Genomic DNA, 17817 nt, shown 5'->3' with positions numbered 1-17817 from the left:
TCAGCTCTTGACGGCCTCGGCCAGCGCCAGCACCCGCCGCGCGTTGTCGACGTGCAGGTTCTCGATCATCCGACCGTCCACAGTGACCACGCCGCGGCCCGCGGCGCGCGCCTCCTCGAAGGCGTCGATGATCCGCCGCGAGCGGTCGATCTCCGCCTCCGAAGGGGCGAAGATCCGGTTGCACGGCTCCACCTGCGCCGGGTGGATCAGCGTCTTCCCGTCGAAGCCGTACTGCCGGCCCTGCTCGCACTCCGCTTCGAAACCCTCGAGGTCCTTCACGTCGTTGTAGACGCCGTCGAGGATCACCTTGCCGGTCGCGCGCGCGGCCAGCAGGCACAGCGAAAGCCCGCCCAGCAGCGGGCCGCGGCCCGGGACGAACTCCGCGTGCAGTTCCTTGGCCAGGTCGTTCGTGCCCAGCACCAGCACGGTCAGCCGCTCGGACGCCGCCGCGATCTCCTCCGCGTGCAGCACCGCGACCGGCGTCTCGAGCATCGCCCAGATCTTCGTGCGGTCCGGGGCGCCGCCGAGTTCCAGCGCGCGCTCGATGTTGTGCACCTCGGCCGCCGAGTTCACCTTCGGCACGACCACCGCGGCCGGGCCGGCGGACGCGGCCGCGCGCAGGTCGGCGTCGTGCCACTCGGTGTCCAGGCCGTTGACCCGGATCGTCACTTCGCGGTCGCCGTAGGAACCGACCGCCGCGCAGACCCGCTCGCGTGCGGCTTCCTTGGCGTCGGGGGAGACGGCGTCCTCGAGGTCGAGGATCAGCGCGTCGGCCGGGATCGTCTTGGCCTTCTCCAGCGCTCTTTCGTTCGCGCCGGGCATGTAGAGGACGGAGCGGCGGGGCGTGGTCATCCGAGGGTCTCCTTGGTGGCGGCGTCGTAGGCCGCGGCGAGTTCGGGGTCGTCCGCCGCGAGGGCGTCGGCCAGTTCGGCGACCACGCGGCACTGCTTCACCGACGCGTCGTCCTGCATCTTCCCGTCGATCATCACCGCGCCCGTGCCGTCGCCCATCTCGGCGATGACGCGCCGCGCCCAGGCCACATCGGACGGCGAAGGCGAGAACACCTTCTTCGCGATGTCGATCTGCACCGGGTGCAGGCTCCACGCGCCGACGCAGCCGAGCAGGAACGCGTTGCGGAACTGGTCCTCGCACGCGACGACGTCGCGGATGTCCCCGAACGGCCCGTAGTACGGCAGGATCCCGTGCATCGCGCAGGCGTCCACCATCCGCGCGACCGTGTAGTGCCACAGGTCCTGCTGGTACGTCGTGCGGCCTTCGGTCAGGTCGTCGCCGGTCGGGTCGGTGCGCACCAGGTAGCCCGGGTGGCCGCCGCCGACGCGGGTCGTCTTCATCCGGCGGCTCGCGGCCAGGTCGGCCGGGCCGAGCGAGATGCCCTGCATGCGCGGACTCGCCCCGGCGATCTCCTCCACATTGGCCACGCCGCTCGCCGTTTCGAGGATCGCGTGCACCAGCAACGGCTTCGTCAGGCCGGCCCGCGCTTCGAGCTGGGCCAGCAGCCGGTCGACGTAGTGGATGTCCTGCGCGCCCTCGACCTTCGGCACCATGATCACGTCGAGCTTGTCGCCGATCTCGGTGACGAGCGTCACCAGGTCGTCGAGCACCCACGGCGAGTCCAGGCTGTTCACCCGGGTCCACAGCTGCGTCCTGCCGAAGTCGTTCGCCTTGGCGATCGAGACGAGCCCGGCGCGCGCGGCTTCTTTGCGGTCCGCGCGGACCGCGTCCTCGAGGTTGCCGAGCAGGACGTCGACCTTCTTCGCGATGTCCGGCACCTTCGCGGCCATCTTCTCGTTGCCGGGGTCGAAGAAGTGGATCATCCGGGACGGCGTCACCGGGATCTCCCGCACGGGGGCGGGCGCGCCCAGGGCGAGCGGGGCGAAGAAGTCCTTCGGGGAGCGCATCGGTCCTCCACGGCGACGACTAAGTGACTGATCGGTAACTTTAGTCCGGGGCGCCTCCGGCCGCTGCGGCGCAAGTCACCGTCGGGGGAGCGACGCCGGGCAACCGCAGCTCAGCGGCCCGCGTCCACTGTGGATTGCACCGAACGGGCTAGTCGGCGATCCTGCCCCCGGTAGTCGGCCGCGGGCGGACGGTAATGCCACTCACCTCGCGATCACTCGGTTGGCCGCACCGTTCGACCGAAGTCGGATGACCGCCTACCGACCGGTCATCGATCGCTGAGCGCCGCCGATCGCAGCCACGCGCCTTACCCGGCGACGCCGCGCCGCCGCGCTGTTAGACAAGTGAGGTGCCGGTTTTCACCGGTCACGAAGCGGTGCAGGTAAGAAGGAGGCGGACTCGTGGCGGCTACACCTCAGAACACCGAGCGCTCGACGGTCGCCGGTGGCGCGAAGCGCAGCCGGTCGATGCCGAGCCGCGTGGTGCCGCCGATCGAGCTCCCCGCGAGCGTCGACGAGCTCGCCACCGCCGCCGCGGCCCAGCTGGGCTGGAACGGCATCGTCCTGCCCGAGACCACGATCCTGGGCCGCAAGGTCTGCGTGGTCGCCAAGCTTCGCACCGACGTGCACGCCGAGCGCATCGCGATGGGTGCCGGCCCGGTGGCCGATCGCGCCACCGTCGACACCTGGACCTGGCCGGAGCTGGCCGGAACCGCCCCCGCCCCGGCCGCCGAGATCGTCGGCGTCCTGGCCGTCGCGCGCCACTGGCGCACCGCGATGGCCTCCGCGGTTCCGTTCGCCCGCTACGGCGAGGCCGCGATGGTGCTCCCCTCGCCGGCCATCCTCACCGAGGACTACGTCGGCAACTGCCTGCCGCGCGCCCGCGCGTACGGCCTCGCCGTCGTGACCGCCGACCCGAACGCGGTCGTCGACCTCGACCTCGAGGGCCGCACCGAGCGCGTGCTGCTGGCCGAGGACCCGGTCTCGCGGCTGGTGAACGAGCTGGTCTACGACCACCTGCTCCGGACCGCAGAGGCGCCCGCTTCGCACTAGGGTCGGCTCCATGCGAGTCGTCATTGCAGGTGGACACGGTCAGATCGCGCTGCGGCTGGAGCGGCTGCTCGCCGCGCGCGGGGACGAAGCGGTCGGCATCATCCGGAACCCCGCCCACGCGGCGGACCTCGAGGCCGCCGGCGCCCGAGGCGTGGTGCTGGATCTCGAGAACTCCGATGTGGACGCCGTCGCCGAAGTGCTGAAAGGTGCCGACGCCGCGGTGTTCGCCGCCGGGGCCGGCCCGGGCAGCGGTACCGCCCGCAAGGACACTGTGGACAGGGGCGCCGCGGCGCTGTTCGCCGAAGCGGCCGAGCGGGCCGGGGTCCGGCGGCACATCCAGGTGGGCTCGATCGGCGCCGACAACCCGGACAACCCCGACGTCACCGAGGAGTTCCGGCACTACCTGCGCGCCAAGCGCGCGGCGGAAGACGACCTCAAGGCCCGCGACCTCGACTGGACGATCCTGCGGCCGGGATCGCTCACCGACGACCCCGGTACCGGCCTGGTGCTGCTGGCCGAGCAGACGGGCCGTGGCCCGATCCCGCGTGACGACGTCGCCGCGGTGCTCGTGGCCCTGCTCGACACGCCGTCGTCCGTCGGTCGCACCCTGACGCTGATCTCGGGCGAGGACGCCATCGGCGAAGCGGTCTCCGCGCTGTGATCTCTGAAGCGTCGAGAGAGATCGCCGTCTTCAGCGGTAGTGCGCACCCCGAGCTGGCCGAAGAGATCTGTGCGCACCTGGGCGTGCCGTTGCGACCGGCGGAGGTCCGGCGGTTCGCGAACGACTGCCTCGAGGTGCAGCTGCAGGCCAACTGCCGCGAGCGGGACGTCTTCATCATCCAGCCGCTGGTCAAGCCGGTGCAGGAGCACCTGGTCGAGCTGCTGCTGATGCTCGACGCGGCGCGCGGTGCGTCGGCGTCGCGGATCACCGCCGTGATGCCGCACTACTCCTACGCGCGCTCGGACAAGAAGGACGCACCGCGCATCTCCATCGGCGGCCGCCTGGTCGCCGACCTGCTGGTGACCGCGGGCGCGAGCCGCGTGCTCGCGATGACCCTGCACTCGCCGCAGGTGCACGGCTTCTTCAGCGTCCCGGTCGACCACCTGCACGCGCTGCAGGAGCTGGCGAAGCACTTCCGGCAGTACGACCTCTCGCGCACCACCGTCGTCTCGCCCGACCTGGGGAACGCGAAGGAGGCGTCGCACTTCGCGCGGCTCCTCGGCGTCCAGGTCGCGGCCGGCGCGAAGGAGCGCTTCCCGGACGACCGCGTCCAGATCAGCTCGGTCATCGGCGAGATCACCGGCCGCGACGTCATCGTGCTCGACGACGAGATCGCCAAGGGCAGCACGGTGATCGAGCTGCTGGACAAGCTGGCCGAGCTGGAGCCGCGGTCGATCCGGGTGGCGTGCACGCACGGGCTGTTCGCGGCGAAGGCCATCGAGCGCATCGGCGGCCGGCCGGAGGTGCTGGAGATCGTCTGCACCAACACGGTTCCGGTGCCCGAGGAGGAGCGCACCGAGAAGCTGAAGATCCTGTCGATCGCCCCGGCCATGGCCGAGGCGATCCGCCGGATCCACAACGGCGAATCGGTGTCGGCGCTCTTCTAGACCTTGCCCAGCACCCGGTCCAGGTAGGTGTTGGTGAACACGCCGTTCGGGTCGGTTTCCTTGCGCACGCGCAGGAAGTCGTCGAAGTGCGGGTAGCGCGAGCGGAGGACGCCGGCGTCGAGGTCGTGCATCTTGCCCCAGTGCGGGCGGCCGCCGACCGCGCCGGCGATCTTCTCGAACGCGCTGAAGTACTCGCGGTACGGCATGCCGGCGAACTGGTGGATCGCGATGTAGGCGGAGTCGCGGCCCTGCGCGGTCGACAGCCAGATGTCGTCGGCCGCGGCGACCCGCACCTCGACCGGGAACATCACCGGGTCCTTCAGCTTCGGCACCACTGCCCGTAGTTCAGCGAGCACGTCCAGCACTGATTCACGCGGAACAGCGTATTCCGTTTCGGTGAACCGGACGTTGCGCGCGGTGACGAAGACGCGGTGCGAGGTGTCGCTGTACTCGCGCGCGGAAAGCATGTTCGACGCGAAGTTGTTCAGCGGGCGCACGAGCCGCGGCATCAGCCGTCCGGTCCGGCAGAGTCCGCCGAAAGCGACGTTCTCCATGATCTGGTAGTCGACGAACTCGCGGACCTTGCTCAGCGGTTCGGCCGTCTCACAGCGGTTGTTGCGCTTGACCAGCGCGTTCTTGCCGTAGGGGAACCAGTAGAACTCGAAGTGCTCGTTGTCCTCGGCGAAGTCGTGGAAGCCCTCGAGCACCTGCTCCAGCGGCTCCGGCCGCTCCTGTGCGCGCAGGTAGAAGGACTTTTCACAGCGCAGGGTCACGGTGGTGATCACGCCGAGCGCGCCGAGGCCGACGCGGGCGGCGGCGAAGAGGTCGGGCTTTTCGTCGGCCGAGCAGGTGACGACCGAGCCGTCCGCGAGGACGAGTTCGAGCGCGGCGATCTGGGTGGCGATCCCGCCGAGCTTGGCGCCGGTGCCGTGGGTGCCGGTGGAGATCGCGCCGGCGATGGTCTGCGCGTCGATGTCGCCGAGGTTGGTCATGGCCAGCCCGAGCGTGTCGAGGGCGGCGTTGAGCTGCTTGATCGTGGTGCCGGAGCGGACGGTGACGTGCCCGGTCTCGACGTCGACGCGCTCGATCCCGGTCCAGTGCCGCAGGTCGAGGGCATCGGAGTCGGCGACGGCGATCGCGGTGAAGGAGTGCCCGCTGCCCCAGGGCCGCACGGTCCGGCCCGCCGTGGCGACACTTTCGACGGCCGCGGCGATCTCGGCCGCGCTGCGCGGCTGGTGAACGTGCCGCGGCGAGGCGGACGCCGTGCCCGCCCAGTTGGTCCACCGGGTCATCCGCGCGCCCTCCATCGGTCGAGTGCTCGAAACAGTAAGTGAATACTATTCGCGTTTCAAGCCTTCGTGTCGTACTTTAGACCTCGTGACCAGTGCGACGGTGTACGACTTGGCGACCAAGGACCTCGACCCGCCCTTGGCCGTGGTCGACTTGGCGGCGTTCGACGCGAACGCCGACGACCTCCGTCGCCGCGCGGCGGGCAAGCCGATCCGCGTGGTCAGCAAGTCGGTCCGCTGCCGGGCGCTGCTGGAGCGCGTGCTCGCGATGCCGGGCTTCGAAGGCCTGATGTGCTACTCGCTCGCCGAAGCCGTCTGGCACGTCGAGCAGGGCACGACCGAGGACATCGTCGTCGCCTACCCGACGGCCGACCACGAAGCCCTCCGCCGCCTGGCCGCGTCGGATTCCGCGCGCGCGGCGATCGCGATCATGGTCGACTCGCCGGAACACCTGGACCTGGTGGACGCGGCCCTCGGCCACGGCCACCCGGAAATCCGCGTGTGCCTGGAGCTGGACGCGTCCTGGCGCCCGCTGCCGGGCGTCCACGTCGGCACGCGCCGCTCGCCGGTGTTCACCCCGAAGCAGGCTGCGACGCTGGCCCGCCAGATCGTCGCCCGCCCGGGGTTCCGCCTGGTGGGCGTGATGGCGTACGAAGGCCAGATCGCGGGCCTCGGCGACGCGGCGGGCGGCCGGGCGAACCGGCTGGTGATCGGCTGGATGCAACGTCGTTCGGCGGCCGAGCTGAACCGCCGCCGCGGCGAAGCGGTCCGCGCGGTCCAGGCGGTGACGTCGCTGGAGTTCGTGAACGGCGGCGGCACGGGAAGCATCGAGTCCACGGGCGCGGACGCGGTGGTCACGGAGATCGCGGCGGGCTCGGGCCTGATCGGCCCGACGCTGTTCGACGGCTACTCCCGCTTCAGCCCCCGCCCGGCAGCGTTGTTCGCGCTGCCGGTGGTCCGCCGTCCGACCCGCTCCATCGCGACCCTGTTTTCGGGCGGCTACATCGCTTCCGGCCCGACGGGCGCTTCGCGCGTCCCGCAGCCGTACCTGCCGACGGGCTTGAAGCTGCTGGGCTTCGAAGGCGCGGGCGAGGTCCAGACCCCGGTGACGGGCCGAGCCGCCCGAAGCTTGAAGCTGGGCGACCGGGTGTGGCTGCGGCACGCGAAGGCGGGCGAGCTGGCGGAGCGGTTCACGCACTACCACTTGGTCCTGGGCGACCGGGTCGAGCGCACGGTCCCGACGTACCGAGGCGAGCACCAGAACTTCGGCTGACGGCGGCCCGTGTGTCCCGCGTCCGTGCGGCAGAACGCTCCGCCTCGCCGCGCGGACGTGGTTTGTCCCAGCTCCCGGACGGGCGAATCCCCGCTCACCCCGGCACGGCAAGAACGTCATGAACGACTCGTTCACCTCGTCCGACGACAGGAAAGAGTCGTTCACAACGTCGGCGTCAGCGGGATGCGGGCCGGCCTGGTCCGCAGAACCGCCGTCCACGCCGGCAACCCCTCGCCGCCAACCCCCGCGCGCGGCCCGCCCTTCCCCGGGGGAACCCCCGCTTCCAGTCTATCGGCGCCCACCGACAAGCCGGCCCGAAACCACCGGGTTGTCCACAGCTGTGCATGCCTGTGGACAACTTCTGTGGACAACTACGACCGTTCCCCGAACCGGGCCGCCAGGTACCCCTTCACCACGTACTTCGCTTCAGCGACGATCTTCTCGTCCCCGCGCGGGTCCTTGCGGAACGCCAGCTTCAGCAACGCATCCGCCACCTCGTTGGCGATGCCGATCGCGAACCGCAGGTCCTCCACCGGCCGATCGACCTGCGTGGACACCAGGTCCGTCAGGGAATCCACGATCACCGCGTTGTTGTCGCGCGTTTCGTCGAGCAGCTGGCGGTCGATGATGTCGCCGAAGTGGACCTTCGAAAAGCCCGGGACCGAGCGGTGCATCTCGAGGTAGATGTCGAGGATCGAGTCCACGACGTCCCACCAGTGCTCCGGCCCGAGCTGCTTCAGGCGCTCGTTCACCGCGCCCACGAACCTCTCCAGGTTGCGGGCGGTAAGCGCTTGTACCACGGCGCGCTTGTCCGGGAAGAACTGGTACAGCGACCCCACGGCCACCCCGGCGCGCTTGGCGATCAGGGTGGTCGTCAGCGCGTCGTAACCGAGCTCGTCGATCAACGCCGCGCTCGCGTCGAGCATCTGCTCGACGCGTTTGGCGCTGCGTTGCTGAACCGGCTGGCGGCGCAAGGGGGTGGCTTCTGCCGGCACCTTCGCGGCCTGGATGTCGGACACGGCGCTCCTCCTCGTCTGATCTGGGACTTTATCGTGCCGACGGGCTTCCCCACGGACGAGTGAAGACCTAGTATATGAGAACTTTTCATGTTCACCCGAAGGGGTGTCTGACGAAGGGGTCAGCAGCCGGTGCAGAACCCGAACTTCCCGCCCGACTTCCTCTGGGGTGTTTCGACCTCGGCGTTCCAGATCGAGGGCGCCACCAGCGAAGGTGGGCGCGGACCGTCCATCTGGGACACGTTCACCGCGACCGAGGGCAAGATCGCCCGCGATGAGACCGCCAACGTAGCCGCCGACCACTACCACCGCTACCCCGAAGACATCGCGCTCATGGCGGAGCTCGGGGTCGGTGCCTACCGGATGTCCGTCGCGTGGCCCCGCATCCAGCCCGACGGCAAGGGCGCGCCCAACCCCGAAGGCCTCGGCTTCTACGACAAGCTCCTCGACGCCGTCTGCGAGGCGGGGATCGCCCCCGCCGTCACGCTTTACCACTGGGACACCCCGCAGGCGATCGAAGACGACGGCGGCTGGCTCTCCCGCGGTACCGCTGAGCGCTTCGCCGAGTACGCCCACATCCTCGGAGAACGCTTCGCCGACCGGGTGAAGCTGTGGATTCCGCTCAACGAGCCCATGGTCATGTCGATCTACGGCTACGCGATCGGCGAGTACGCGCCCGGCAAGACGCTCCTGCTCGACGCCGTCCCGACCGCGCACCACCAGCTCCTCGCCCACGGCCTCGCCGTCCAGGCGCTGCGCGCGGCCGGGGCGACCACCATCGGCACCGCCAACAACCACTCGCCGATCTGGCCCGGCGAAGACAGCGACGACCGCGACCGGGCCGCCGCCGAGTGGCTCGACGCGCTGATCAACCGGCTCTACGCCGATCCCGTACTGCTCGGCAGCTACCCCGAACAGCTCCACCCGCACCTCCCCGCCGGGTTCGCCGACGACCTGCCGGCGATCGCGCAGCCGCTCGACTTCTACGGCGTCAACTACTACGAGCCGCAAGGCGTCGCGAAGCCCAGTCCGGGCAACCCGCTGCCGTTCGACCTCCGCCCGATCGAGGGCTACCCGATGACGACGAACGACTCGCCGATCGTCCCGCACGCCCTGCGCGAGCTGCTGCTCGACTTCCACGCCCGCTACCGCGACAAACTGCCGCCGATCCACATCACCGAGAACGGGTGCAGTTTCGCCGACGAAGTCGCCGAGGACGGCGGGGTGCACGACCCCGAACGGATCGACTTCCTGCACAGCCACCTGGTCGCGGTGCGCGAGGCGATGGACACCGGCGTCGACGTCCGCGGCTACTTCTGCTGGTCCCTGATGGACAATTTCGAGTGGTCCAAGGGCTACGCGCCGCGCTTCGGCCTGGTGCACGTCGATTACGAGACCCTGCGGCGGACGCCGAAGGACTCCTTCCACTGGTACCGGAAGCTGGTGCGGGATGAGTGAAACGACCCAGGCGCTGCCCGAAGCGCTCGCCGAACCCACCGCGCGGGTGCGGCCCGGCTGGATGAGCCTGCTGTTCTTCGCGAACATCGCGCTCTGGCTGGGGATCTACGCGCCGATCCAGGTGCTGCTGCCGCAGCAGGCCGAACTGCTCGACCAGGTGAACAAGGAGTTCGTGCTCGGCCTGGTGATGGGCGTCGGCGCGATCGTGGCGCTGGTCGTCAACCCGGCGGTCGGGCTGCTGTCGGACCGGACGTGCTCGCGGTTCGGCCGCCGCCACCCGTGGACGGTGATCGGGGCCGCGGTCGCGGCCGTCGGGCTGCTGGTGCTGGCGTTCGCGCCCGACGTCGCCCTGCTGATCACCGGCTGGTGCCTGGTGCAGGCCGGCCTCAACGGCATGCTCGCCACCCTGATGTCGGCCATCGCCGACCGCGTCCCGGTCGGCCAGCGCGCGCAGGTCGGCGGGCTCGTCGGCATCGCGCAGATGCTCGGCACCGTGCTGGGCGCGGTCGTGGTCGTCGTCATGCTCGGCATCGCCGGGCTGCCGTTGGCCTACGCGGCCTGCGCGGGCATCGTCCTGGTGGGCGCCGCGTTCTTCGTGCTCCGGACGCCGGACGCGCGGCTGCCTATCGAGTACCGGCCCTCGTCCGACACCCGCGAGGTCCTCCGCAACCTCTGGGTCTCGCCTCGGCGGCACCCGGACTTCGCGTGGGCGTGGTCGTGCCACTTCATGATCAACCTCGGTAACGCGTTCGGGACGCTCTACCTGCTGTTCTTCCTCAAGGACGCGGTGCACTACCCCGACCCGGACACCGGGCTGCTCATCATGATGGGGCTGTACGGCGTCGCGCTCGTCATCGGCGCCGTGCTCGCCGGCCACTTCTCCGACAGGTCCGGACGGCGCAAGCCGTACGTCCTGGCGGCCTCCGGCGTGATGGCGCTGGCCGCCTTGCTCCTCGTGGTGTGGCAGAGCTGGCCGGTCGCGCTCGCCGCGTCCCCGCTGCTCGGCGTCGGGTTCGGCGCGTACATGGCGGTCGCCTTGGCGATGCTGACGCAGGTGCTGCCGACGGCGCAGGACCGCGCGAAGGACCTGGGCGTCATCAACATCGCGAACTCGCTGCCGCAGGTGGTGGCCCCGCTGCTGACACCGCTGGTGCTGGCCTACCTGGGTGGCTACTCCGGCCTGTTCGCGGCTTCGGCCGTCGCGACGCTGCTGGCCGCGGTGCTCGTGCTGCGCGTGAAGGCGGTCCGCTGAACGCCGTACAACGAAGTGGAACCGCGGGCCGGTGCCGGTCGGGGGAGGGGAGTGCAACGGCACCGGCCCGCGGAATTCGGGGACCGCTCGAGGAGCGGATCGCCGCGGTGGGACCCATGGTCCACACCGGGGGCTTGATGATCAATCTAGCGGGGGATTACGGCCCCGGCTAGGGCTAACGCGTATTTTTTTCGATTAATCGCGGAGCGGTCTGAGGTGATGGCCGAGGGCTGGTTCGCGCTGCTCGGGGGTGCGGGCGAAACAGCCCTCGGCCGGGGCGAGTGCCGACGCGGAGCCGATGGGGCGATCGGCCGGTCGCGCTCGCCGGTTCGTGGGGGCCGCCGACGCGTCACTTTCCCTATGAAAGTGCCGCTTCTTCACATGGGTTTCACGTGGCGACGGCCCGGGTGGGTCAGGCGGTGACCGCTCGGCGCGGGTTCACCAACGCGTGGCGACCGGTGGTCTCCGCCGCGGTGGGGGCTGGGACCGGGCTCATGCGGCGGCTCTGCAGGCGGCTGTCCGGGGAAGACTGCTGCTGCGGGGCGAGGCCGCCGGCTACCAGGTGTTCGTGCGCGACCTGCCAGACCGAGCACGGCGCCTTGCAGCGGTGCCACCGGGTCGAGCAGGTCGGGCAGTCGCCGCGCTCGTCGGGCTCGTGCATCTTCAGCATCGCGCGCCACGCTTCGGTCAAGCGGGGGAGTTCGCTGCGCGCCACCGAGACGAGCGACTGGGCGTCGGCGCGGTTCGCCAGGTCGGTCAGCATGTCGAGGCGCTCCCAGACCGCATTGCGGAGGACCTGCCCGAGTACCTGATCCATGTCAGCTCACCGTTACCTTTCCGCCATCTTGGCGGCTTCGTTGAGCGCGGCGCGCAGCTGTCCGAGCTGGCCGGACGTCAACCGCGCGGTCTCGCCGGGGGGCGAGACCAGTACCACCTGGTTGTCCTCTACGAAGACCGTCACGGCGCGCTCGCGCTCGATCAGGTCTCCGCACTGCACCCGCCAGACGAGCTGGCCGCCCTCGTAGTGGCGGACGCTCGCGGTGCGGGGGTCCACCGCGGCGGCCGGGGTGACGGGGCGGACGGCGGAGACGGGAGAGACCGTCGCGATCGCCGGCCGCACGGCGCGGGTGGCCGTGCCGGCATGTCCTCCTGCGAACGAGTCCACGAACTCCACGCCTTTCTCCGCTCTGTCGAAAGTCCTTCGAAGATGCCTTCTGCAACATCCCTGCGGTTTTCGTAGCTCTCCGTGATCGCTGCCGGTGTCCGGGCGGTGACGGAGATCTGACAACTACAGTGAGGTGCAACCGGCTGCGATAGAAGGTCGAAATGGCGTCATAGCGGTGACCGGACTCGGTTCCACGGTAAGCGGTCAACGGACTTCGCCCGGGCCGATCAGGGCGCCAGTCCGGCAGTTCACACGGTTCACCAGGTTTGCCTACGCTGTTTCACAGACGCCCGACCGGACAGTGGAGGGGGCGCGATGGACGCCAGTAACGGTGGCAGTGCCGAAGCCCGGCAGAGCCACGCGGTTCCCGCTGACGCGTGGGAGCAGCCCGAGATGAGAGCTGCTCTCGCGTCGCGAGAGATCAGCGGCGTCTACCGCCTCTTGCGCAAGCACGGTGTCTCGCAGCGCCAGATCGCCGCGATGACCGGACAGTCCCAGTCCGAGGTGTCGGAGATCCTCAAGGGTCGCCAGGTCATGGCTTACGACGTCCTCACGAGGATCGCCGACGGCCTGGGCGTCCCCCGGGGGTACATGGGCCTCGCCTATGACGAGGTCACGGCGACACGCGTCGTCGGCTCCGCCGACGGCCAGCAGGCTGAGGAGGACGAGTCCGTGAAGCGACGGAGGTTCCTCGCGCACGCCGCCCAGGTCACGATGGGTGCGGCGGTGTTCGGTCCGGAATCGGGCACCTGGTCGGCGGGTCCGGCGCGCACGCCGGCACCCGGCCGGATCGGCATGACCGACGTGCGCCAGGTGGAGGCCGCGACGCGCGCGCTCCGGGCGCTGGACTACCAGTACGGCGGCGGGTTCTGCCGCGACGCCGTCGTGGCGCAGCTGTCCTGGGGACAGCAGATGCTCGAGTCCCACGGCACCGACCTGGTGAAGAACCGGCTCTACGTGGCCCTCGCCGACCTGCACTCGCTGGCCGGCTGGACGTCGTTCGACACCGGCCTCATGGACTCCGCCCGCGGCCACTTCGCGAACGCGCTGGACCTGGCCAAGCAGGGCGAGAACCACCCGCTGGTGGCCAACGTCCTCTACCGGATGGGCCGCGTCTACCTGCACCAGGACGCCCCGAACGACGCGCTGAAGCTGTTCCAGCTGGGCCAGATCGCGGCTCAGGAAAGCGGTTCCGAGCTGGCGGTCTCCGTGCTGTGCGCGAACGAGGCCTGGGCCTACGCGATGATGGGCAACGAAGAGCAGGCGGTGAAGCTGCTCGGCCGGAGCAAGGACGAGTTCGAGCGCGCCAACCTGGCCGAGGCCGAGTCCTGGGTGAAGTTCTTCACCGAGACCGACGTCTACGCCATGGTCGGCACCGTCCACACGGTCCTCGCGCAGAAGAACGCCGAGCACACCAAGTACGCGATCCCGGCGCTGAGCCGGGCGGTCGACTCCTACGACGACGAGATGGCCCGGTCCAAGACGTTCATGCTGAGCGCGCTGGCCACCAACCACCTGCTCGACGGCGACCTCGACCACGGGGCCAAGGTCGGCGGCAAGGCCATCGACTGCGCCGAGGGCATCAAGTCCGAGCGGGTCAAGGACCGGATGCGGCCGCTCCAGGAAGAGGCGGAGCGCCGCCGCAACAACGCCGACGCGCGTGACCTCGCCGATCGCCTCCACGCTTTCTACGCCGCATAACGCCGGCGGCGGCGGGGACACCGAGGCCGTCTTGGCCGGCCGGTTCACAGCCGGGAAGCTGCGCGGCGTGCTGGCGGAGACGTGCGCGCTGCTGGGCGTCGACCCGGCGGGCGCGCGGCTGCTCCGGTTCACCAACAACGCGGTGTACGCGCTGGTCACGGCCCCGCTCGTGATCCGGATCGTCGGTTCGACGCAGCTGCGGCACCGCGTCGGGACGGTCGTCCGCGTCGCCCGGCACTTCGAACGCCACGGCGTCCCCGCGATCCGGCTCCTCGACGGCGTCGACCAGCCCCTGGAGGTCGGCGAGCACCTCGTGACCGTGTGGCACCAGGTGCCGAGCATCGGCCGCCCGGCGACGGCGACCGACCTGGCCCGGCTGCTGCGCCGGGTGCACGCGCTGCCCGCGCCCGACGGCCTCGCCGAGTGGGCGCCGTTCGCCGCGGTGCGGGCCCGGGTGTCCGACGCCGAAGAGCTCGGCGACGCCGACCGCGAGTTCCTGCTGGAGCGCTGCGCCGAGCTCGAAGACCGGCTGTCCGGGCTGGAGTTCCCGCTGCCCAGGGGCCTGGTCCACGGCGACGCGTACCCCGGCAACGTCATCCCCGGCCCGGACGGCCCGGTGCTCTGCGACTTCGATTCGTCGTGCGTCGGCCCGCCGGAGTGGGACCTGACGCCGCTGGCCGTCGGCCGCGAGCGGTTCGGTGACCCGCCGGTGCACTACCGCGGGTTCGCCGCGGCGTACGGCTTCGACGTGACGTCCTGGTCCGGGTTCGCGGTGCTCCGCGGCATCCGCGAGCTGAAGCTGACGACCAGCGTGCTGCCTATCCTGCGCAGCCGGCCGCAGGTGCGGCCCGAGCTGTTCCGCCGGTTGGCCGACCTCCGCAGCGGCCGGACGGACGTGCGGTGGACGCGTTACCGCTGAGCGAAGACTGTCACATGATGTGACCGGCACCACAGCTTGCACGTGCATTCGCCGACTGCAAATGACCGTTCGTCGCTTCGGAAATGCGGCCCGCTCAGGGTAGAAAGTTCGGTCCGACAGGTCGCCCCCAATGGTCTACCCGTCATCCCAATGCGCAAGTTGCAGCTACTCGCCGTGACTCCGCACCGGTCTCACCAGCGGGGAAGGGCTTTCAGGACGCGACGACCGGCGCCCGCGTGAGCACGACGGCGAACCCGAAGGCCAGTCCCATCACGGTCAGCTCCAGCGTCGCCCACGCGGCGAGCGCGGTCCGCTGGTGCCGGACGATCTGCGGCATCAGCCGCCAGCGGACGTGCGCGCCCAGCAGCGCGACGACGCCGGTGCACGCCGTCTTCAGGATGAGCAGCTGCCCGTACGGCGTAGTGAAGATCGCCGCCCAGAACCCGATGGTCGGGTTGAGCGAGATCTCGACCAGGCCGTTGAACAGGCCGGTCGCCGCGGAGAGGACCAGGCAGAGCGTCGCGAGCTTCGAGAACCGCGGCAGCGCGTGCGCCAGCAGCGTCCGGTTCGCCACCAATAGCACGGCCATCGCGCCGAGGCCGCCGGTCCAGGCGACGGCGCTCATGACGTGCAGCTCCATCGAGATCATCGTGTAGTCGTGGTAGTTCCAGTTCGACGCGTGCCCGGTGACCGGCAGCGGCAGCAGCGCGAACAGGCCGAGCCCGACGCGCACCTCCGCGGGCACCTTCTCGCCGAACCGCAGCGCCAGCGCGCCGATCCCGGCGTGGGCGAGCGCGAGCACCGCGACGATGACGAGCGCCTTCCCGGCGCCGACGGCGGCGATGTACTGCCCGATGTCCGACGGCGAGAGCGTCGACGAACCCGGCTTGTACTCCGCGGTCTGCAGGATCAGCGCGACGACCGCGGTGGTGGCCCAGACCAGCGCCGCCGCGACCCCGGCCGGGCGGGCCAGCCGCAGGATCGGCTCGGTGAGCTTCGGCCGGTCGTAGCCGACGAGCACGGACAGCAGGGCGAGCCCGATGGTCGTGACCGCGGCCAGGTCGAGCAGGACCCGCACGACCGGGATGCCGGCCGAGACCACCGCGCCGGGCTGCACCACGCCGGGGACCGGCGCGGTGGCGGTGAGCGCGACGCCGATGAGGGCGCCCAGCAGTCCCGCCGTGACGACGCACAGCAGCGTCGCATAGCGGACGTTCGTGGTGGTCTCGGCCTGCGTCATCAGTTCTTCTCTTCGACTTTGCCGCCCGAGCGGAGCGCCACGGTCAGCCCGATGGCCAGCAGCACGACGGCACCGGCGATCCAGACCCAGATCGGCACCCCGGTGGACGAGGACTGCTGCGGGGACGCCGACGACGTGCTGCCCGGCGAGCGGGCCGCGTCGACGGTCGCCGGCGTGCCGGTGCCCGCCGCGGTCAGGGTGAAGGTGAGTTCACCGGTCACCGGGTGGCCGTCCGCGGAGAGCACCCGGTAGCCGACGGTGTACTTCCCCGCCGGGCCGAGCGGCCGCAGCGGCGCGCTGATGACGTTGTTCACCACGCTGATCGGTCCTTCGGCCCACTGGCCGCCGCCGGGTCCGGTCACCGCGATCTGGTTGACGTCCGCGCCCTGCACGTACTGGTCGAACGTCAGGCTGATCTTCTGCGGGCCGGCGGCGACGGACGAGCCGTTCGCCGGGTCCGAGGAGATCAGCACGTTGTGCGCGAGCGCCGGGGTGGCCGTGCCGAGCACGGCCACCACCGTCAGCGCCAGCGCGACGAGCGCCTTCCGCATTTAGCTGTTGCCTCCCGACTTGGCCGTGGCCTTGCGCGCCCGGATGGTCGCACCGGCCCCGACGCCGAGGCCGACGGCACCGACGAGCAGGCCGGCACCGCCGAGCCAGCGGGCCGTGCTGTCCGACGTCGCGGCGGCCTGGGTCTGGTCGCCGGTCGTCGCCGCCGTGTTCGCCATGGTGCCGTGCGCGTCGCCCTCTTCGGCCTTCGCGGCCAGCTTGACGGCCGGGGCCGGGTGCTCCGGCTCCTCGCCGCCCGCCGGGGTCGGCTGGTTCCAGTCGACGACCTTGCCGTCGCTGTAGGACTGGTGCGCCGGGAACTCGACCTGGTCCACGTTGGTGGGCAGCGGGCCGAAGCTGACGGAGAACTCCTGGTAGTCGGTGGCCTTCAGCTCGTTGCCGGGCTGGGCGGTCCACGTCACCGCGGTGACGGCCTCGGTGATCTGCGTGCCGTTGTCCTTGGTGATCGGCGCCGGCAGCTTCGACTTGGTGACCTCGGCGGTCCAGCCGGGCAGCGGCTTCGTCCGCACCGAGCCGATGCCGTAGTCCGCCTTGAAGTCGACGACGACCTTCGTGGTGGTGACGGGCGCCTTCTCCTCGCTCGGCACGCGGAACACGATCGCCGCGTAGCCGCCCTTCGTGGGCTGCGGGCCGTAGACGTTGGCGGTGACGTGCGCGGAGGCGATGCCGGCGCCGAGGAAACCGGCGACACCGACGGTGGCGGCGAGGAAACCGGCGCGCTTGAAGACGTGCTGGGACATGGGTTCACTCCTGATGAACTCAACAAAGGGCAGCGGACTCGGGGGTCCGCTGTGTCGGGGACGAGCTGGAATCAGGAGTGACTCGGCGGGCCGCGCCGCCCGTGGATCCGGCGCAGGTCGACGCCGACGAGGTGGTCCGGACCGCCCACGCGGGCGGGGACGAGCGCGGGAGCCGCGGCCGGGACCGTCAGCGGGGTGAGCAGCCGCGGCAGGATCGCGCGCAGCACGGCCAGCACCGTGAGCAGCGTCGCGTCCGCGCGGGCGAGCAGGAGCGCGGTGAGCAGGGTCGCGACCGCGTGCGCGGCGATCATGCCGGCCCCGGTCCGGTCCGGCACCGCGTACATGTCTTGGTGCCCGGCGAGCGTGGTGAGCAGCAGGTGCATCACCAGCTGGGCGGACCCGAGCAGGGTGATCGTGGCGAGCGGGCCGCGGGCCTTGCGGGTGAGCGCGGTGGCGGTCCAGCCGAACAGGCCGGTGAGCAGCAGGAGCATCGCCGGATCGGGCAGGCCGCCGTCGGCGAGCCGGTGCGCGGTGACGGAAAGCACCGCCGCGCTCACGGCGAGCAACGCACCCCGGGTAGCGCCGAGCACGGCGGGACGCCGTGCCGGAACGCTCAT

Annotated in this window: 18 protein-coding genes; 8 read left to right on the top strand and 10 right to left on the bottom strand. The window is 70.7% G+C overall.

Translation table 11 applies throughout. From position 1 onward, the window contains the following. Together ACLJQM_RS34620 and ACLJQM_RS34615 are read right to left on the bottom strand one after the other, a co-directional pair. Window positions 1–852 (bottom strand): HpcH/HpaI aldolase/citrate lyase family protein, encoded by an 852-nt coding sequence (locus ACLJQM_RS34620; protein WP_410634580.1) that lies wholly within the window; start codon window positions 850–852, stop codon window positions 1–3. Beyond that, complete coding sequence (locus ACLJQM_RS34615) at window positions 849–1919, bottom strand: HpcH/HpaI aldolase/citrate lyase family protein (protein ID WP_410634579.1); 1071 nt, start codon at window positions 1917–1919, stop codon at window positions 849–851. The genes ACLJQM_RS34620 and ACLJQM_RS34615 overlap by 4 nt, the downstream gene beginning before the upstream one ends. Before the next feature lie 399 nt (window positions 1920–2318). Here ACLJQM_RS34615 and ACLJQM_RS34610 point away from each other — a divergent pair, with 399 nt between their 5' ends. Genes ACLJQM_RS34610 through ACLJQM_RS34600 form a run of 3 tightly spaced genes read left to right on the top strand, consistent with a single transcriptional unit; the run spans window position 2319 to window position 4577 of the window. Then, the gene (locus ACLJQM_RS34610) at window positions 2319–2969 is read left to right on the top strand and encodes a hypothetical protein (RefSeq protein WP_360775224.1); all 651 of its coding nucleotides are present in this window, start codon (window positions 2319–2321) and stop codon (window positions 2967–2969) included. 10 nt (window positions 2970–2979) lie between these two features. Continuing rightward, on the top strand, window positions 2980–3630 hold the full coding sequence (locus ACLJQM_RS34605; RefSeq protein ID WP_410634577.1) for an NAD(P)H-binding protein: 651 nt from the start codon (window positions 2980–2982) through the stop codon (window positions 3628–3630). Continuing rightward, window positions 3627–4577 carry a ribose-phosphate diphosphokinase gene (locus ACLJQM_RS34600; RefSeq protein ID WP_247016106.1) on the top strand — a complete coding sequence of 317 codons (951 nt, stop codon included), beginning with the start codon at window positions 3627–3629 and terminating at the stop codon, window positions 4575–4577. The genes ACLJQM_RS34605 and ACLJQM_RS34600 overlap by 4 nt, the downstream gene beginning before the upstream one ends. On the opposite strand, the gene ACLJQM_RS34595 is transcribed toward ACLJQM_RS34600, so the two are convergent. Next, window positions 4574–5869 (bottom strand): D-arabinono-1,4-lactone oxidase, encoded by a 1296-nt coding sequence (locus tag ACLJQM_RS34595; protein ID WP_410634576.1) that lies wholly within the window; start codon window positions 5867–5869, stop codon window positions 4574–4576. The genes ACLJQM_RS34600 and ACLJQM_RS34595 overlap by 4 nt on opposite strands. An 85-nt stretch (window positions 5870–5954) precedes the next feature. Between ACLJQM_RS34595 and ACLJQM_RS34590 the strand changes: the two genes are divergently transcribed. Continuing rightward, window positions 5955–7139: an amino acid deaminase/aldolase gene (locus tag ACLJQM_RS34590; RefSeq protein WP_410634574.1), complete on the top strand. Its 1185-nt coding sequence runs from the start codon at window positions 5955–5957 to the stop codon at window positions 7137–7139. Between the two features lie 371 nt (window positions 7140–7510). Here the strand turns inward: ACLJQM_RS34590 and ACLJQM_RS34585 are convergent, their stop codons facing one another. Next, window positions 7511–8158 (bottom strand): TetR/AcrR family transcriptional regulator, encoded by a 648-nt coding sequence (locus ACLJQM_RS34585; RefSeq protein ID WP_247016100.1) that lies wholly within the window; start codon window positions 8156–8158, stop codon window positions 7511–7513. Between the two features lie 129 nt (window positions 8159–8287). Between ACLJQM_RS34585 and ACLJQM_RS34580 the strand changes: the two genes are divergently transcribed. Further along, entirely contained in the window at window positions 8288–9613 is a 1326-nt protein-coding gene (locus ACLJQM_RS34580) for a GH1 family beta-glucosidase (RefSeq protein WP_410634573.1), read from the top strand. Then, a complete protein-coding gene (locus tag ACLJQM_RS34575) occupies window positions 9606–10865 on the top strand; it encodes an MFS transporter (RefSeq protein WP_410634571.1) in 1260 nt (419 codons plus the stop codon). The genes ACLJQM_RS34580 and ACLJQM_RS34575 overlap by 8 nt, the downstream gene beginning before the upstream one ends. A gap of 412 nt (window positions 10866–11277) precedes the next feature. Here the strand turns inward: ACLJQM_RS34575 and ACLJQM_RS34570 are convergent, their stop codons facing one another. Both ACLJQM_RS34570 and ACLJQM_RS34565 read right to left on the bottom strand, forming a co-directional pair. Next, window positions 11278–11682: a hypothetical protein gene (locus tag ACLJQM_RS34570; protein ID WP_247016095.1), complete on the bottom strand. Its 405-nt coding sequence runs from the start codon at window positions 11680–11682 to the stop codon at window positions 11278–11280. Between the two features lie 12 nt (window positions 11683–11694). Further along, complete coding sequence (locus tag ACLJQM_RS34565) at window positions 11695–12039, bottom strand: hypothetical protein (protein WP_247016093.1); 345 nt, start codon at window positions 12037–12039, stop codon at window positions 11695–11697. A gap of 306 nt (window positions 12040–12345) precedes the next feature. Here ACLJQM_RS34565 and ACLJQM_RS34560 point away from each other — a divergent pair, with 306 nt between their 5' ends. Together ACLJQM_RS34560 and ACLJQM_RS34555 are read left to right on the top strand one after the other, a co-directional pair. Further along, a complete protein-coding gene (locus ACLJQM_RS34560) occupies window positions 12346–13731 on the top strand; it encodes a helix-turn-helix transcriptional regulator (RefSeq protein WP_247016091.1) in 1386 nt (461 codons plus the stop codon). Window positions 13732–13762: 31 nt separating this feature from the next. Next, window positions 13763–14650: a phosphotransferase family protein gene (locus ACLJQM_RS34555; RefSeq protein WP_360775475.1), complete on the top strand. Its 888-nt coding sequence runs from the start codon at window positions 13763–13765 to the stop codon at window positions 14648–14650. A gap of 211 nt (window positions 14651–14861) precedes the next feature. On the opposite strand, the gene ACLJQM_RS34550 is transcribed toward ACLJQM_RS34555, so the two are convergent. From ACLJQM_RS34550 to ACLJQM_RS34535, 4 genes are all read right to left on the bottom strand, one after another. Beyond that, window positions 14862–15890, bottom strand: a complete 1029-nt coding sequence (locus ACLJQM_RS34550) for a copper resistance D family protein (protein WP_410634569.1) — start codon at window positions 15888–15890, stop codon at window positions 14862–14864. Continuing rightward, complete coding sequence (locus tag ACLJQM_RS34545; RefSeq protein ID WP_360775200.1) at window positions 15890–16441, bottom strand: copper resistance protein CopC; 552 nt, start codon at window positions 16439–16441, stop codon at window positions 15890–15892. The genes ACLJQM_RS34550 and ACLJQM_RS34545 overlap by 1 nt, the downstream gene beginning before the upstream one ends. Beyond that, the gene (locus ACLJQM_RS34540) at window positions 16442–17200 is read right to left on the bottom strand and encodes a YcnI family protein (protein WP_360775197.1); all 759 of its coding nucleotides are present in this window, start codon (window positions 17198–17200) and stop codon (window positions 16442–16444) included. Window positions 17201–17271: 71 nt separating this feature from the next. Next, on the bottom strand, window positions 17272–17766 hold the full coding sequence (locus ACLJQM_RS34535; RefSeq protein WP_410634822.1) for a hypothetical protein: 495 nt from the start codon (window positions 17764–17766) through the stop codon (window positions 17272–17274). Window positions 17767–17817 lie beyond the last annotated feature (51 nt).

The organism is Amycolatopsis sp. cmx-4-83 (genome assembly GCF_046548815.1).
GTDB classification, from domain to species: Bacteria; Actinomycetota; Actinomycetes; order Mycobacteriales; family Pseudonocardiaceae; genus Amycolatopsis; species Amycolatopsis pretoriensis_A.
This window is presented reverse-complemented; position numbering and strand designations above follow the sequence as displayed.

What these genes read in the sequence shown, in the direction of transcription:
- ACLJQM_RS34620 (WP_410634580.1), bottom strand. Translation starts at nt 852, where the DNA reads ATGACCACGCCCCGCCGCTCCGTCCTCTACATGCCCGGCGCGAACGAA.
- ACLJQM_RS34615 (WP_410634579.1), bottom strand. Translation starts at nt 1,919, where the DNA reads ATGCGCTCCCCGAAGGACTTCTTCGCCCCGCTCGCCCTGGGCGCGCCC.
- ACLJQM_RS34605 (WP_410634577.1), top strand. Translation starts at nt 2,980, where the DNA reads ATGCGAGTCGTCATTGCAGGTGGACACGGTCAGATCGCGCTGCGGCTG.
- ACLJQM_RS34595 (WP_410634576.1), bottom strand. Translation starts at nt 5,869, where the DNA reads ATGACCCGGTGGACCAACTGGGCGGGCACGGCGTCCGCCTCGCCGCGG.
- ACLJQM_RS34575 (WP_410634571.1), top strand. Translation starts at nt 9,606, where the DNA reads ATGAGTGAAACGACCCAGGCGCTGCCCGAAGCGCTCGCCGAACCCACC.
- ACLJQM_RS34570 (WP_247016095.1), bottom strand. Translation starts at nt 11,682, where the DNA reads ATGGATCAGGTACTCGGGCAGGTCCTCCGCAATGCGGTCTGGGAGCGC.
- ACLJQM_RS34560 (WP_247016091.1), top strand. Translation starts at nt 12,346, where the DNA reads ATGGACGCCAGTAACGGTGGCAGTGCCGAAGCCCGGCAGAGCCACGCG.
- ACLJQM_RS34550 (WP_410634569.1), bottom strand. Translation starts at nt 15,890, where the DNA reads ATGACGCAGGCCGAGACCACCACGAACGTCCGCTATGCGACGCTGCTG.
- ACLJQM_RS34545 (WP_360775200.1), bottom strand. Translation starts at nt 16,441, where the DNA reads ATGCGGAAGGCGCTCGTCGCGCTGGCGCTGACGGTGGTGGCCGTGCTC.
- ACLJQM_RS34540 (WP_360775197.1), bottom strand. Translation starts at nt 17,200, where the DNA reads ATGTCCCAGCACGTCTTCAAGCGCGCCGGTTTCCTCGCCGCCACCGTC.